The sequence below is a fragment of the Aliidongia dinghuensis genome, assembly GCF_014643535.1.
Classification (GTDB): Bacteria; Pseudomonadota; Alphaproteobacteria; order ATCC43930; family CGMCC-115725; genus Aliidongia; species Aliidongia dinghuensis.
Window position 1 is genome coordinate 42,777 of sequence record NZ_BMJQ01000010.1, and the last position, 13,565, is coordinate 56,341.

The 13,565-nt window shown below is 67.9% G+C and carries 11 protein-coding genes; 5 read left to right on the forward strand and 6 right to left on the reverse strand.

Annotation, left to right across the window (positions count from 1 at the left end; translation table 11 throughout):
- Positions 1 to 14 precede the first annotated feature (14 nt).
- The gene (locus tag IEY58_RS18915; RefSeq protein ID WP_189048628.1) at positions 15 to 2,672 is read left to right on the forward strand and encodes an ATP-binding protein; all 2,658 of its coding nucleotides are present in this window, start codon (positions 15 to 17) and stop codon (positions 2,670 to 2,672) included.
- Positions 2,673 to 2,765: 93 nt separating this feature from the next.
- Here the strand turns inward: IEY58_RS18915 and IEY58_RS18920 are convergent, their stop codons facing one another.
- The 3 genes from IEY58_RS18920 to IEY58_RS18930 all read right to left on the reverse strand — a co-directional run bounded on the left by IEY58_RS18920 (position 2,766) and on the right by IEY58_RS18930 (position 7,361).
- The gene (locus IEY58_RS18920; RefSeq protein ID WP_189048630.1) at positions 2,766 to 4,868 is read right to left on the reverse strand and encodes a S53 family peptidase; all 2,103 of its coding nucleotides are present in this window, start codon (positions 4,866 to 4,868) and stop codon (positions 2,766 to 2,768) included.
- 254 nt (positions 4,869 to 5,122) lie between these two features.
- Positions 5,123 to 6,400, reverse strand: coding sequence for an MFS transporter (locus tag IEY58_RS18925; RefSeq protein WP_189048632.1), 1,278 nt, complete (start codon positions 6,398 to 6,400; stop codon positions 5,123 to 5,125).
- Between the two features lie 133 nt (positions 6,401 to 6,533).
- The gene (locus IEY58_RS18930; RefSeq protein WP_189048634.1) at positions 6,534 to 7,361 is read right to left on the reverse strand and encodes a phytanoyl-CoA dioxygenase family protein; all 828 of its coding nucleotides are present in this window, start codon (positions 7,359 to 7,361) and stop codon (positions 6,534 to 6,536) included.
- A 79-nt stretch (positions 7,362 to 7,440) separates the two neighbouring features.
- Between IEY58_RS18930 and IEY58_RS18935 the strand changes: the two genes are divergently transcribed.
- Positions 7,441 to 8,232 carry an IclR family transcriptional regulator gene (locus IEY58_RS18935; RefSeq protein ID WP_189048636.1) on the forward strand — a complete coding sequence of 264 codons (792 nt, stop codon included), beginning with the start codon at positions 7,441 to 7,443 and terminating at the stop codon, positions 8,230 to 8,232.
- Between the two features lie 9 nt (positions 8,233 to 8,241).
- On the opposite strand, the gene IEY58_RS18940 is transcribed toward IEY58_RS18935, so the two are convergent.
- Complete coding sequence (locus IEY58_RS18940) at positions 8,242 to 8,460, reverse strand: hypothetical protein (protein WP_189048638.1); 219 nt, start codon at positions 8,458 to 8,460, stop codon at positions 8,242 to 8,244.
- Between the two features lie 200 nt (positions 8,461 to 8,660).
- Positions 8,661 to 9,869 carry a cation:proton antiporter gene (locus IEY58_RS18945; protein ID WP_189048640.1) on the reverse strand — a complete coding sequence of 403 codons (1,209 nt, stop codon included), beginning with the start codon at positions 9,867 to 9,869 and terminating at the stop codon, positions 8,661 to 8,663.
- A gap of 275 nt (positions 9,870 to 10,144) precedes the next feature.
- On the opposite strand from IEY58_RS18945, the gene IEY58_RS18950 reads away from it, so the two are divergent.
- Positions 10,145 to 10,762 (forward strand): phosphatase PAP2 family protein, encoded by a 618-nt coding sequence (locus IEY58_RS18950; protein ID WP_189048642.1) that lies wholly within the window; start codon positions 10,145 to 10,147, stop codon positions 10,760 to 10,762.
- Here the strand turns inward: IEY58_RS18950 and IEY58_RS18955 are convergent.
- The gene (locus tag IEY58_RS18955) at positions 10,741 to 11,166 is read right to left on the reverse strand and encodes a PaaI family thioesterase (RefSeq protein ID WP_229743819.1); all 426 of its coding nucleotides are present in this window, start codon (positions 11,164 to 11,166) and stop codon (positions 10,741 to 10,743) included. The genes IEY58_RS18950 and IEY58_RS18955 overlap by 22 nt on opposite strands.
- A 151-nt stretch (positions 11,167 to 11,317) precedes the next feature.
- Here IEY58_RS18955 and IEY58_RS18960 point away from each other — a divergent pair, with 151 nt between their 5' ends.
- Positions 11,318 to 12,211 carry a MurR/RpiR family transcriptional regulator gene (locus tag IEY58_RS18960; RefSeq protein WP_189048646.1) on the forward strand — a complete coding sequence of 298 codons (894 nt, stop codon included), beginning with the start codon at positions 11,318 to 11,320 and terminating at the stop codon, positions 12,209 to 12,211.
- Positions 12,208 to 13,560 carry an aspartate aminotransferase family protein gene (locus IEY58_RS18965; RefSeq protein ID WP_189048648.1) on the forward strand — a complete coding sequence of 451 codons (1,353 nt, stop codon included), beginning with the start codon at positions 12,208 to 12,210 and terminating at the stop codon, positions 13,558 to 13,560. Before IEY58_RS18960 ends, IEY58_RS18965 begins: the two co-directional genes overlap by 4 nt.
- The last annotated feature ends 5 nt before the right edge of the window (positions 13,561 to 13,565 follow it).

Consider the following 13,565-nt stretch of genomic DNA (forward strand, 5'->3'; position numbering starts at 1 on the left):
ATGGAGTTGCAGCGTTGATCCCGATCAGCCGGACGGTCGATGGGGCGCTAGACGGAATACCTTTGGACGGCAAGGCGACGGTCGTGTTCGCGAATTGCCGTCTCCTGGTGCACGCCCGTCGTTTGTTCGTGAACGGCAAGCCGGCGGAACTGGGCGATCGCGCCGTCGAGCTGCTGATCGCGTTGATCGAAGCCCGCGGCCAGACCATCGGCAAAAGCGAGATCCTGCACCGCGTCTGGCCGTATCTGCCGATGGACGAGGCCAATCTCCGGGTCCAGATGCATGCGCTTCGCCGGGCGCTCGGTGACGACCGGCATCTCATCAAGACGGTCCAGGGGCGCGGCTACCGGTTCGTCGCCGATGTCACCATCCTGCCCGGCGAAGCGGACGACACGCCAACGGCCCAGGCCCACCCCGGGCCCCCGTCGTCAGTATCGGTCGCCGACACGAACCTGCCGTTGCCGCTGGGGCCCCTGATCGGGCGTACGGCGGAGTTGGTGACGTTGTCCGACCATGTCTGCCGGCGGCGGCTGGTGACGCTCGTCGGCACCGGCGGCATCGGCAAGACCCGCCTCGCCGTCGAGCTCGGCCTGCAACTCTCAAAGGAGTTTCCGGACGGCGTACGGCTCGTCGATCTGGCGTCCGTCACCGACCCGGCGAAGGTGCCAGGCACCACGGCCGCCGCCTTGAACGTGCCGCTGGATGATGCCTTGGCAGACAACGCCTTGGCACCGACGGAGGCGATCGCCGCCGCGATCGGTCCGCGGCGAATGCTGCTGATCCTCGACAATTGCGAGCATCTCATCGAGGCCGCCTCCACGCTCGCGGCGACGCTGCTCGGGCGGTCGCCGGGCCTGTCGATCCTCGCGACCAGCCAGGAGAGCTTGCGCATCCCCGGCGAGCAGATCTATCGCCTCGCGCCGCTCGGCCTGCCCGCCGCCGACGCCGACGCCCGCGAGATCATCGGCAACGGAATGGCCTTCGGCGCGATCGAGCTGTTCGTCGAACGCGCCCGGGAGACAGATGCGCGCTTCGTGCTCGACAGCCGCAATGCTGCGAGCGTCGTGGAAATCTGCCGGCAGCTCGACGGCATCCCGCTGGCGCTCGAGATGGCGGCCGCCCGGCTGCCGCTCCTGGGCATCGACGGGCTGCGCGCCGGCCTCGGCGACCGGCTCGAGATGCTGCGGCGCAATCCGCGCGCGGGCGAGGCGCGGCACATGACGCTCGGCGCCATGATCGAGTGGAGCCACGGGCTGCTCGACGCGGCCGAACGGCGCGTCTTCCGGCGCCTCGCGATCTTCGTCGACAGCTTTTCGCTCGACGCGGCAGTCGCGGTGGCGGGCGACGGCGCCAGCCGATGGGAGATCATCGAGATCCTGGAGCGCCTGGTCGGCAAGTCGCTCCTGTCGATCGAGGACGGCGCCCCGCCGCGCTACCGCCTGCTCGAGACGCTGCGCATCTACGGGATGGCGCGGCTCGAGGAGAGCGACGAGCGCGAGGCCACCATCGCTCGCCATGCCCGTCATTTCGCCGATCTGTTCGACCAGGCGCACGAGCAATGGGAAACCGTTGCCGACGCGCAATGGGTCGAGATCTACCGGCGCGAGCTCGGCAACGTGCGTGCCGCGCTCGACTGGGCGACCGCCGATCCGGCGCACGCCAGGCTGGCCGCGACGATCGCCGGCCCGTTCGCCATCGTCTGGTACAACCTCGGCCTGATCGCGGAAGGTCGGCGCTACGCGGAGCGCATCCTTGCCACCCTCGGCCGCGACGCGTCGCCCGCCGCGGCCCGCTTCCTGCGGTTCAGCAACTATCTCTGGGATTCCTCCGACCGCCGGCGCAGCCTCGGCCTGCTCGAGCAATCGGCCGGCCTCTACCGCCAGCTCAACGACCAGACGGACCTGGCGCCGGTGCTGGCAACGATCAGCCGGCTCTACCTGAGGATGGGCCGCGGCGCCGAGGCCGAGGCGGCGCTCGGCGAGGCCGAGGCACTGCTCCTCGCGACCGACAGGGGTGCGGATACCCGGAAGAAGTCCCTGCTGGGCGTGGTTACCACCCGCTCCACCCTCGCCTATCATCGGCGTGACTTCGCCGAGAACGCCCGTCATCTGGCACGTGCGCTCGAACTCGCCGAGGCGCTCGGCGACAGCGTACGCATCGCCAACATCCTCGCGAACATGGCGGAAAACGAATTCCTCGGCGGTGCCGTCGATCGCGCGATTTCGCGCGGCCGCGAGGCATTGGCGCTCATGCGCTCGACCAACCGGTCGACCCATCGTGAATGGGCGCTTGCCAATCTCGCCGCCTACCTTGTCGCTCGCGGCGACCTCGGCGAGGCGCGGACGCTCGCCGAGGAAGCGCTCGGCGAGGCCCAGAAGAGCGGCGGGCTGATCGTCCGGCTCTGTCTGCAGCATTGGGCGCTCATCGGTGCGCGCGAAGGACGGTATGAGGCGGCGGCGCGCCTCCTGGGTTTCGTCGATCACGGCTACCGCGAAGCCGGCGAGCGGCGGGAGCCCACGGAAGAGCTGATCCATGACGCGCTGCAGCGGGCGCTCGCGGCTGCGGTGCCACCGACGCGCCTCGACGCCTGGGCCGCCGAGGGCGCGCAATGGAGCGAGCCGCAGGCGGTGGCATTCGCCCGCAACCGGCTCGTGCAGACCGGACGCGCCTGACGATGCCGGCTCGCCGCCACGACGATGCCGCCGCCCCTGAGGGAGACGGCGGCCCCGTTCATGCGTCGGACCGAAGTCCAACCAGCGGTCAGGCTAGAACAGCTGCCGGGAGAGCCGCGTCGCCTCCTCGATGAAATGGATGCCGTTGGGCACGCCATAACCCGTGGCATTGTCCCAACCGGGGCCTGCCCTCAGTGACGAGTCGGTGCCGAAGCCGATCACGTTCCAGCCCTGGAACGGCACTTGGCCGGCGAACACCAGCGCGGCGACGAAGCCGTCGGGCTGGGTGTCCTGCAGGTCCATCAACTGCGCCGGGTCGTAGTTGGTGGTCTGCGTGCCGCGGAAGGTGATCGAGCCAAACGTGTTGCTGTTTTTATGAGCCACGACCGGCCCGATGTCGTTGAACGCCGACGCGGGCAGGACGCCCACGGCGGGCGCCGCCTGACCGAGCGACTGGCCGGCCGCCTGGTTGGCGAGCGCCCAGATGCCCGAGAACAGCGGGGTCGCGAGGCTGGTGCCGCCGATCGGGCCAATCTGCTGCTGGCCGCTCTTCGGGTCGGTAAAGACGACGAGCGCGCCGGTCTGCGGGTCGGCAAGCGCCGAGACGTCGGGCAGCTGCCGGCCGGCGCCGGGCAGGTGCTGCTGATAGGGCGGCTTGGCAAACATGGCGCTCTCGCCGCCACCGCCGCCCTGGATGAAGCCACTAAAGCTCGGCACCGCGTTGGGCTGACGAAGCGTACCGAGGTGGGAGACTGTGATGCCCCAGGCCGCTTCGACCGGGCCCTGGTCGCTCGGCACGCCGATGCTGGTGCCGCCGATGCCCGTGGCGTAGGGCGAGTTGGCCGGCACCGAGGCGGCGCCGAACGGGTGGCCGACGCCATTGTCGCCGCTGTCGCCGGTCGCGACATTGACCGAGATGCCCTCGGCCGCGGCGCGCTTGAACACGTCGTTGAACATCGAGGCGTCGGTGTTCGAATCGGTGGCTTCCGGCCGGCCCCAGCTGTTCGAGATCACGCTGCCGAGCTGGTGGTCGGCCGTGTATTGGACCGCATAGGCCAGTTCCGCATCGTCGTTGGACGGCGCCACCACGAGCACGATGTTGGCGTCCGGCGCCATGGCGTGCGCCCATTCAACGTCGAGCGTCGTCTCGAGGCCCCAGCCGCTATCGGTCGTCGTCGGCTGGCCGTCGGGATAGACGATCTGGAAGTTCTGGTTGTCCAGGCCCTTCAGCCCCATCAGCTGGGAGAAGGCATCGGCGTCGGCCTGGATCGTCGGCGAGCCGTAGGCGTCGACGATGACGATCGTCTCGCCCTTGCCGGTCCAGCCGCGGGCGAAGGCCTGGTCCATGCCGTAGTGGGCGGCAACCTGCTGCGCGGTGTAGCCGCAGAAGGGCCGGTTCGTCGTCTTCGTGGGGTCGAGGTAGGTCGGCCCGGTGAAGTTGTCGGCCACGGCACCGGCTACGACAGTCCCGTTGACAATGGACCAGCCAAAGCCGGACATCTTGGCATTGAACTGAGGGCCGAAGCAGTCGGTCGTAAAGGAGGACAGCGGGCTCGCCCCGGCCGTGGCCAGATCCACCATCGGCACCGGCTCTCCGGTCGCGAGGTCGATCTGGCGCGCGACGAACGGCTGCGCGCCGAGATTGGTCAGGCCCGCGACCTTGTCGATCAGCTCCGGATGCGCGCCCTGATATTTCGGCTGAGTGACGGCCGCGTAGAATGTCTGGTTGTTCGCCTGCAGGTGATGAACGGTGGTGCCGAACGCCGCCTGCATCTTGTCAGCCGTGCCGGACACCTTGATCGCCCGGCCGTCCTTGCTGACCGTTTCGATCTTCAGCCCCACGGCGCGGAGCGACGCCTGTGCCGTCGCCACGTCCTGCGCCGTCGGGCCGAAACCGGCGACTTCGGCCGGGCTCATCCACTGGTGATAGGCCGGCGAGGTCCGGTCGTAGCGCTGGGCCACGTAGCTATCCAGCGTGGCCTCGTTATGGCCCTTGAGCCAGACCATCGCGGTCAGCGGCGTCGCCGCAGCGACGGCGCCCGCATCCTGCGCCTGGGACATGAGCCGGTTCTGGACCGGCGCGCCGGCCGCGAGCGCTGACGCCGCCGAGCCCATGAGCAAGGCTGCGGCCAACGGGTACGCCAACGCCTTGCCGTTCCTCACCACCGCCGGCCGAAACAGTCTACAGATCTTCATCGGAAGCCCCCTCGAAGAGTTTTCGTTGATGCAAATACATCATGGCGCAATATCGAAAGTAAAACTCTTTTATTTCATTCGACGATATTAATAATTAAAGATATTAATATTGTTAAATTTGTTAATTATGACACTATTTATTATAGAAGTATTTTAGAAATTCGCACACAATAAAATACCGCGCACAACCGCTTGTACTGAGCGGTTGCGCGCGGCTCCAACTGAGCAGGAGGATTGAAAGGTTCGGTGCGCCTTTAGAGCGCGGCCGCCACCTCGGTCGCCGCTTCCGGCTGCGGTTCGCGCACCAGGAAAGCGACGCCGAGCGCGCCCAGCACGGCGATGGCGCCGGTGAGCGCGAAGGCGCTGGCGAAGCTGCCCGACACGGACACGAGATAGCCCGTCACCGCCGGCGCCACGATGCCGGCCAGGTTGGCGATCAGATGCACGAAGCCGCTGACGCCGCCGACGCGCGCCTCGGCGACCGTGTCGAGAATGATCGCCCAATAGGTGCTGGCGGTCAGGTACATGAAGAACACGGTCGTCGCCATCAGTGCCACGACCGCCGTGATGCCGGTAACGACGCCGGCGAGCGCCACGCAGATCGCGGCGATGATCAGGCTCGTGACCAGCACGAGCTTGCGGGCGTAGAGCGCGTTGCCGGTCAGGCGGAAGATCGCGTCGCACACGAAGCCGCCGGACGCAAGGCCGATGAAGCCCACGAGCCAGGGGATCGCGTTCACCACGCCCATCTTCTGGATCGAGAGATGGTGCGCCATGGTGAGGTAGCTCGGGAACCAGGACAGGAAGAAATAGAGGATATAAGCGTAGCCGAAGAAGGCGAACGCGGTCGCGAGGATCGCCGGGCGCTTCAAATAGTGGCCGAGCGGCAGCGCCTCGAGCTCGTTTGCCCGCTCGGCTCGCTCACGCGTGTGGGCGCGGAGCGCGTCGAGGTCGAGCCAGCGGTGCTGCTCCGGCCGGTCGGTCGCGAGCCACATCCAGGCGACGGTCCAGACGAGGCCGATGGCACCGATCGCGATGAAGGAGACGCGCCAGCCGGCGGCGACCGCCAGCAGGCCCACGACCGGACCGGCCAGTGCTGCCCCCAGCGGCTGGCCGGCGTTCGCCATGCCGACGGCGCTCGCCTGCTCGGGCCGGGGAAACCAGTTGCTGACGAACTTGTTGGCGGTCGAGCTGAACGGCCCCTCGCCCATGCCGAAGATCACGCGCACGACCAGCAGCGAAAAGATGCCCGCCGCCGCCGCGGTGAGCCCGCAGAACACCGACCAGACGGTCATGGCGACGCCGAATACGTTCCGGGGCCCGATCCGGTCGGACGCGAAGCCGCCGACGAAGCAGAACAGCGCGTATCCCACGAAGAAGCTGCTGAACACGATGCCGAGCTCGGTCGGATCGAGCTGCATGTCCTTGGCGATGAGCGGTGCCGCGACCGAAAGGGCGGCGCGGTCGAGATAGCTGATGGCACCGCCGATGAACAGCAGGGCCACGATGAACCAGCGAAGGCGCGCGAACATGGCAAGTCCTCCCTGGGTGCCGGCGTCTTGCGGCCGGTTACCCGTTGAACCTGTTCGTCTGGATCGCCCTGCCGCGAGTCCCCGCGTTGATACTGGGTTCGGACAAGGCGCCTTGGTGGCCGCTTGGCGTACGTCAGGCGGCGGCCGTGCGCCCGGTGTCCCGCATCAGGATCTGCTGGTGCTCGCCCGTGACCTTGGCGTGAAAGGCGATCGCCGCCTCTGACAGGTCCGAGAGCGGCCGCTCTTCCGGCACGAAATTGCCGTAGGCGTCGACACCGCGGACGAGCGTCGCGCTGTCGTGGGTCCCGACCACCTGGCGCACATGGGTCGGCAGATAGCGGATGGCAAAGCCGATGCGCCTTTTCTCCGACGGGTTCGGGTCGGAACCATGGATCAGCCGGACATGGTGCAGCGACATCTCGCCCGGCTGCAGCTCCAGCATCCGGGCTTGGGCCTCGTCGACCTCGACCGCAATCTCCTGGCCGCGCGACAGCAGGTTGCCCTCGGCGAACGTGTCGCGATGGGCGAGCTGGTCGAGCTTGTGGCTGCCGGGGATGACGCGCATGGCGCCGTTCTCGGCCGTGCTTTCGGAGAAGGCGACCCAGGCGGTGACGATGTCAGCCGGATCGAGGCCCCAATAGGTCGAGTCCTGGTGCCACGAGACGTAGCTCGGGTCGTGCGCCTCCTTGGTGAAGAAGGACGAGCCCCAGACCAGCAGGTTCGGCCCCAGGATATCCTCGACCGCGTCCAGGATGCCAGGATGGCGGATGAGGTCGTCGAGCCAGGTGAAGAGGAGATGGGTCTTGTGGCGCCACGGCCCCTTAAGCAGGCCATGCTGGCGTTCGTGCGTCTCGAGCTTGGCGCGCAGGTCTGCGGCCTCTGTCGTGGAAATCGCGCGGATCGGCGCGTAAAAGCCTTGGCTTTCAAACCGCTCGGCGGCAGCCGGGCCCAGCTTTATCATGGGATTTCCCTCCCGGATGCATCTTACTGACTGTCGTCAAATTTCTTATGTGTTGATGCAATTTCAAATGTGAAACTGAATGAGCGAAGAAGTCAACAACGACGAACAGGCGGACGCGCGCCGCCCGGGCGCGCCGGCGCTGGAAAAGGGGCTCGATCTCCTGGAAGCGCTCGCGGCCGAACCGAACGGCATTTCGCAGAAGGCGCTCGCCGGGCGCATCGGCCGTTCGGTCGGCGAGATCTTCCGCATGCTGGGCGTGCTGGAGCAGCGCGGTTATGTCACGCGCCATCCCAAGACCGGCGAATACAGCCTGTCGCTGCGCCTGTTCCAGCTCGCGACCCACCACCCGCCGAGCCGCCGGCTGCAGCAGGCGGCACTGCCGGTCATGGAGGAGCTGGCGGCCGAGACCGGCCTCTCCTGCCATCTCAGCATGGTGAGCGGCGAGCATTTCCTGATCGTGGCGCAGGCGGAATCGGACCGGCCGATGGGGTGGTCGGTCAAGCTCGGCGCGGTCTTTCCGTTCACGCTCGATTTCGTCTCGGCGCGCGTCATCGCCGCCTTCCAGCGCGAACGGCGCCGGACCGAACTCGTGGCCGTGCTGGCGCGCCAGAGCAAGGTACCGGCGGACGGGATCGCCCCACGGCTCGAGACGATCGCCACTGCCGGCTACGACATGGCACCCAGCACGATCGTCGCCGGCCTCGTCGACATGAGCGCCCCGGTGGTCGACCATTCCGGCCAGGCGGTCGCGGCCCTCACCCTGCCGTTCCTGCCGCAGCGCGACCAGAACCGCGATCCGGCGGTCGCGCTCGCCCTCTTGCGCGACGCCGCCCGGCGCATCTCGGCCAACGTCGGGGCTGCGACCGCCTAGGCGCGCCCGCTATTCGATCAGCTCGCGCTCGATGCGCCCGTAGGCGCCGCGCCGGTAATTGCGCTCGATCCGGCTCAAGCAGCCGAGGCACGCGAGGAGCGCCAGCAGGGCCGAGGCCCCGTTGCCGGACACGGCGCTTGCCACCATGAGGCATCCGGCTGCCGCCAGGACGGCACGGAGAGCGGTCGTCTCGAAGTCGGCCTTGCGCCGACGCACCACGGTCGGCATCAGAGGCGTTCCCATGCGGTTGCCGCGGCCGACCGGTTGCGTGCTCTCATTCCCACATCGACGGCCGGACATCGGCCGCTCCCCTGCTGTTGCCGCGGGAGAGTGGGTCGGCAGGCCATTGAAATTCGAGACGGCGCTTTCGGGTTCCGCGTCAAAGACCCATGCAATTGCCCGCAAACGCCGTCAGCCGAGCGTGCCCGTCAGTCTCGCGGACGGCGCCAGCGCAGCAGCAGCGGCATCGTCAAGCCTTGGATCACGACCGAGAAGACCACGACGGCAAAGGTCGCAACGAGAATTTCGCCGCGATAGGGCAACGCCGGCGGTAGCGACAACGCCAAGGCAAGCCCGAGCGCCCCGCGCAAGCCACCCCACCAGAGGATATGCTGGTCGCGGGTCGATATCGCCCATTGCGAGCGGCTGAACAGGCAGCTCAGCGGATAGACCGTCGCCGCTCGCGACAGCAGCACCAGCAGCAGGATGATCGACAGGGCGCGGATGCCAAGCCGGTCGAAGGGGATCGTGGCGACGGCCAAGCCGATGAGCAGGAACACGAGTGAATTGGCGAGGAACGCGATGAAATCCCAAAGCGCCAGGATGAACTCGCGCCCTTTGAGGGAGAGGCGGCTTCGCCCGCTCTCCGCGAAAAGGCCGACATTGCCGGTGACCAGCCCTGCAGCCACGGTCGCCAACACGCCTGATCCGTGGAACCGCTCGGCCAGCAGGAACGAGCCATAAGCCGCGACCGTCGTAAGCGTGCTTTCGACGAGGTAGTCGCCGGTGCGGCCCACGAGTGCGATCGTTGCCCAGGCGCAGGTGAGACCGGCCATGACGCCGCCGAGGACGATCACGAAGAGCCGCCACATGATCTCATCCGCCGGCAGGGCGGAACTCACGTCGCCCGTCTCGGTCCACGCCAGCACCAGCGTGAACAGCACCGCCGCCGCACCGTCGTTGAACAGGCTTTCGCTCTCGACGAGCAGGCGTAGCCGCCCCTTGACGCCGTTGTCCTTGAACATGGCGATGACGGAGACCGGGTCGGTGGCGGCGATGAGCACGCCGAACAGCAGCGCAAACGGCAGCGGCCAGCCCAGGGTCCAGACGAGGCCGCTTGCCACGATCGCCGCGGCCGTAACGGTGCCGACGATGGCGAGCACGAGCACGGGGACGAGATCCCGGCGCAGCTCATGCCAGTGAATGTTGATCGCCGCTTCGAACAGCAGCGGCGGCAGCACAATATCGAAAATGAAATCATGCGTGAGGAACGCGCCCGACCCGATCTTGGAGATCGCGAGCGCCACCCCAGAGAGCACGAGGCCCACGGTGTAGGGCAATCTCAAGCGGCGAGCCATCAGAGCGACGGCGATCGCCGCCACAAGCAGGCCGACTAAGGTCGTGAGGAGGGCTTCCAACGAGGATTCTCGGAGCGGAAGGCGAAAAGCCAGGGTCTACAAGCGCCAACCGGTCCGGTCGGCCGAGGCCATCAGTCTAGGAGACGAGCGCCGCGGAGGCCAGCCGAACCGGATTGCGATCCAACGGTTTGGCCGGTTCCTCGACCGCCAAGACGGATCGGCCATAAATCAGCCCATATTGCAGCGCAACAAACGCATAGCGGGTGGCCGGGCAATTCGCGTAGGCTGCTCCTGGATCAAGCTGGCCTTAACGCTTTCGGACCATTCTGCCGCCCATGACGGCCTGGACCCTCATTACCGGCTTTGGCGACAGCGCCGTGATGCTGCCCGCCGCCCTCGCGATCGCGCTCTGGCTCGCTGCCGGCGGCGCCTGGCGCCAGGCGCTCGTCTGGCTCGTCGCGTTCGGCGCCGGCACGGCCCTCGTCGCCGCGACCAAGATCGCCTTCATGGGCTGGGGCGTCGGCAACGCCTCGCTCGATTTCACCGGCATCAGCGGCCATACGACGCTCGCGACCGCGGTCATCCTGACGGCGCTCCACCTGTTGTCGCGCGGCCTGCCTCGCGCCCATCGCCTGGGCCTGCTCGTGGCCGGCAGTGTCTCGGCGCTCGCCGTCGGCCTGTCGCGCCTGGCGCTCGATGCCCATTCGGTCTCGGAAGTCTTGGCCGGCCTCGTCATCGGCAGCCTGGTCGCGGGCGGTTTCGCCGCCGGATCGCGCCGGCTGCCGGCGCCGAACCTGGCGCCTGGCGTCATGATCGCGGCCCTCGCCCTCGTCTGCCTGACGCTGCACGGCCACCAGGCGAATTCCCAGGAACTGATCACCCGCCTCGCCCTCTATCTCTCGGGCCACGGCGAGGCCTATACGAGGGCGCTCTACGCGGCGGGAATGGCGTAGGTCGCCACCACGTGGGCCAGCATCTCCGGATCGCCCTCTGAATAGAGTTCGACCTCGCCCACCGCCAGCTTGCGGCCGACCTTCAGCATGCGCGCCTCGGCGATGAGCGGCGACGGCTTCGGCCGGCGCAGGAAATTGATCGACAGGTTGGAGGTCACCGCCCCCGGCACCGGGCCGATGGCGCCCAAGAGGGCCGCGAAAATCGCGACATCGGCGAGACCCATCTGGATCGGCCCGCTGATCGTGCCGCCGGGCCGGAGAAAACCCGCATCGAATCCCAGCCGGAGCGTCGCCCGGCCGTGATGGAGCGCGCGCGTCTCGATCTTCCACGCCGCCGCCAGCGGCAGGCTCTCTTCGACGATCCGCTCGAACTCGGCAATCGTGATCCGCGCGTCCTCGGTCATCCGGCTGCTTCCTCCCCCGTTCTCTTTGCCGTTCATCAAAGCGTGAGCGCGCCCGGTGCCGTCAAGCAGTCCGAACGGATCAAATGGTTCACAACTTCGCAAATCATGATTCATTTGTTGCACCACAACCGACCCTGTGGTTCGATGGCGCATGGGTTCCGGCATCGACATCACGCGGCATATTTCGGAGCGCTTCGACCGGTTGACGCCGCAGCAGCGCCGCGCCGCGCGTTTCCTGCTCGACCATCCGACTGAGGTCGCCCTCAAATCCATGCGTGAGGTGGCGCTTGCCGTCGGGGTGCCGCCGGTGACCTTCGTACGGCTCGCCCGCGCGCTCGACTTCATCGACTACAACGCGCTCAGAGCCGTGTTCCAAGGCGATGTGCGCCGGCAAAGGAGCCGTGCCGGCTTCAGCCTGAAGGCGCGCGACCTGCAGTTGCGCTCGGGCGGCGACAAGGCGCAGACGCTGGTCAAGGACCTGTTCGAGGCGGAGATCGACAATCTCGAACAGGTGTTCAGCCGCAACCATCCGGAGCGGCTCGCCGCCGCCGCCGAGCTCATGGAGCAGGCCGATCGCCTGTTCGTGCTGGGCCGGCGCAGCTGCCACCCGACCGCCGCCTTCTTCCACTATGTGCACCGTCTGTTTCGCTCGAATGCCGTGCTGGTGCCGGACGGGCTCATCGTCGATTGCCTGCGCGACGCCGGTCCGGACGACGTGCTGCTGGTGGTGAGTGTGGCGCCCTATACCGCCGACACGGTGGAGGCCGCGCGCTGGGCGCGCGAACGCGGCGCGCGCCTCATCGCCGTCACCGACGACCGCCTGTCGCCGATCGGGCGGCTCGCCGACGTGGTGCTGCTGGTCGCGACCGCGACGCCATCGTTCTTCCATTCGATCGTGCCGATGGTGGCGCTCGCCCAAGCACTGCTGGCGCTGCTGGTCGCCCGCGGCGGCGATGCCGCCTTGGCCCGGATCGAGGAAAGCGAACGGCAGCTCGCCCGCTTCGGCGTCTATTGGACTGAACAGAACGAGGAACCGGCACCATGAGTCATGTCCTGCAGCGCAGCAGTGCGAGCCTGCCGGTCGCGGTCGGGGGCGATGGCTGCTACCTCGTCGATGCGACCGGCAAGCGCTATCTCGACGCCTCGGGCGGCGCCGCGGTCTCGTGCCTCGGGCACGGCCATCCGCGCATCGTCGCCGCGATCCAGGCCCAGGTGGCGTCGCTGGCATATGCCCATACCGGCTTCTTCACCAACGAGCCGATGGAGCGCCTCGCCGACCTGCTGATCGCGGACGCGCCCGCCGGCCTCGACAAGGTCTATTTCGTCTCCGGCGGCTCGGAGGCGAGCGAGGCAGCCTTGAAGCTCGCGCGGCAATATTTCGTTGAGATCGGTGAGCCCCAGCGCCGGCACTTCATCGCCCGGCGCCAGAGCTACCACGGCAACACGCTGGGCGCCCTTGCCGTCGGCGGCAACGAATGGCGCCGCCGGCAGTTCGCGCCGCTCTTGATCGAAACGCACCATATCGCGCCCTGCTACGCCTATCGCGACCGGCGCGACGACGAGAGCGAGGAGGCCTACGGCCGGCGCGTCGCCGACGAGCTCGAGGCGAAGATCCTCGAGCTGGGGCCGGAAACGGTCATCGGCTTCATCGCCGAGCCGGTCGTCGGCGCCACGGCCGGCGCGCTCACCGCCGTGCCCGGCTATTTCAAGCGCATCCGCGAGATCTGCGACCGTTACGGCGTGCTCCTGATCCTGGACGAGGTCATGTGCGGCATGGGCCGGACCGGCACGCTGCACGCCTCGGAGCAGGAAGGGGTTGCCCCCGACATCATGATGATCGCCAAGGGCTTGGGCGGCGGCTACCAGCCGATCGGCGCCATGCTGGCGAGCGCCAAGGTGATCGCCGCGATCGAGGCCGGCAGCGGCGCCTTCCAGCATGGCCACACCTACCTCGGCCATGCGACCGCCTGCGCCGCGGCCTTGGCCGTGCAGCAGACGATCCGCGAGGAGCGGCTGCTCGACGCGGTCAGGGCGCGTGGGCAAGACCTGGCGCAGGCGCTCGACGAGCGCTTCGGCAACCACGCCCATATTGGCGACATCCGCGGCCGCGGCCTGTTCATGGGGCTCGAGCTGGTAGAGGACCGGGCGACGAAGCGCCCGTTCGACCCGGCGCTGAAGCTCCACGCCCGCATCAAGGCCGAGGCCATGGCACGCGGCCTCATGTGCTACCCGATGGGCGGCACGATCGACGGCCGGCAGGGTGACCATGTGCTGCTGGCGCCGCCCTACATCATCACACCCGAGGAAATCGGGGAACTGGCCGACAAGCTCGGCGCCGCCGTCGACGCGGCGTTCGCCGGGCTGCCCAGCGCGACGACAAGCACGCGGCCATAAGGCCG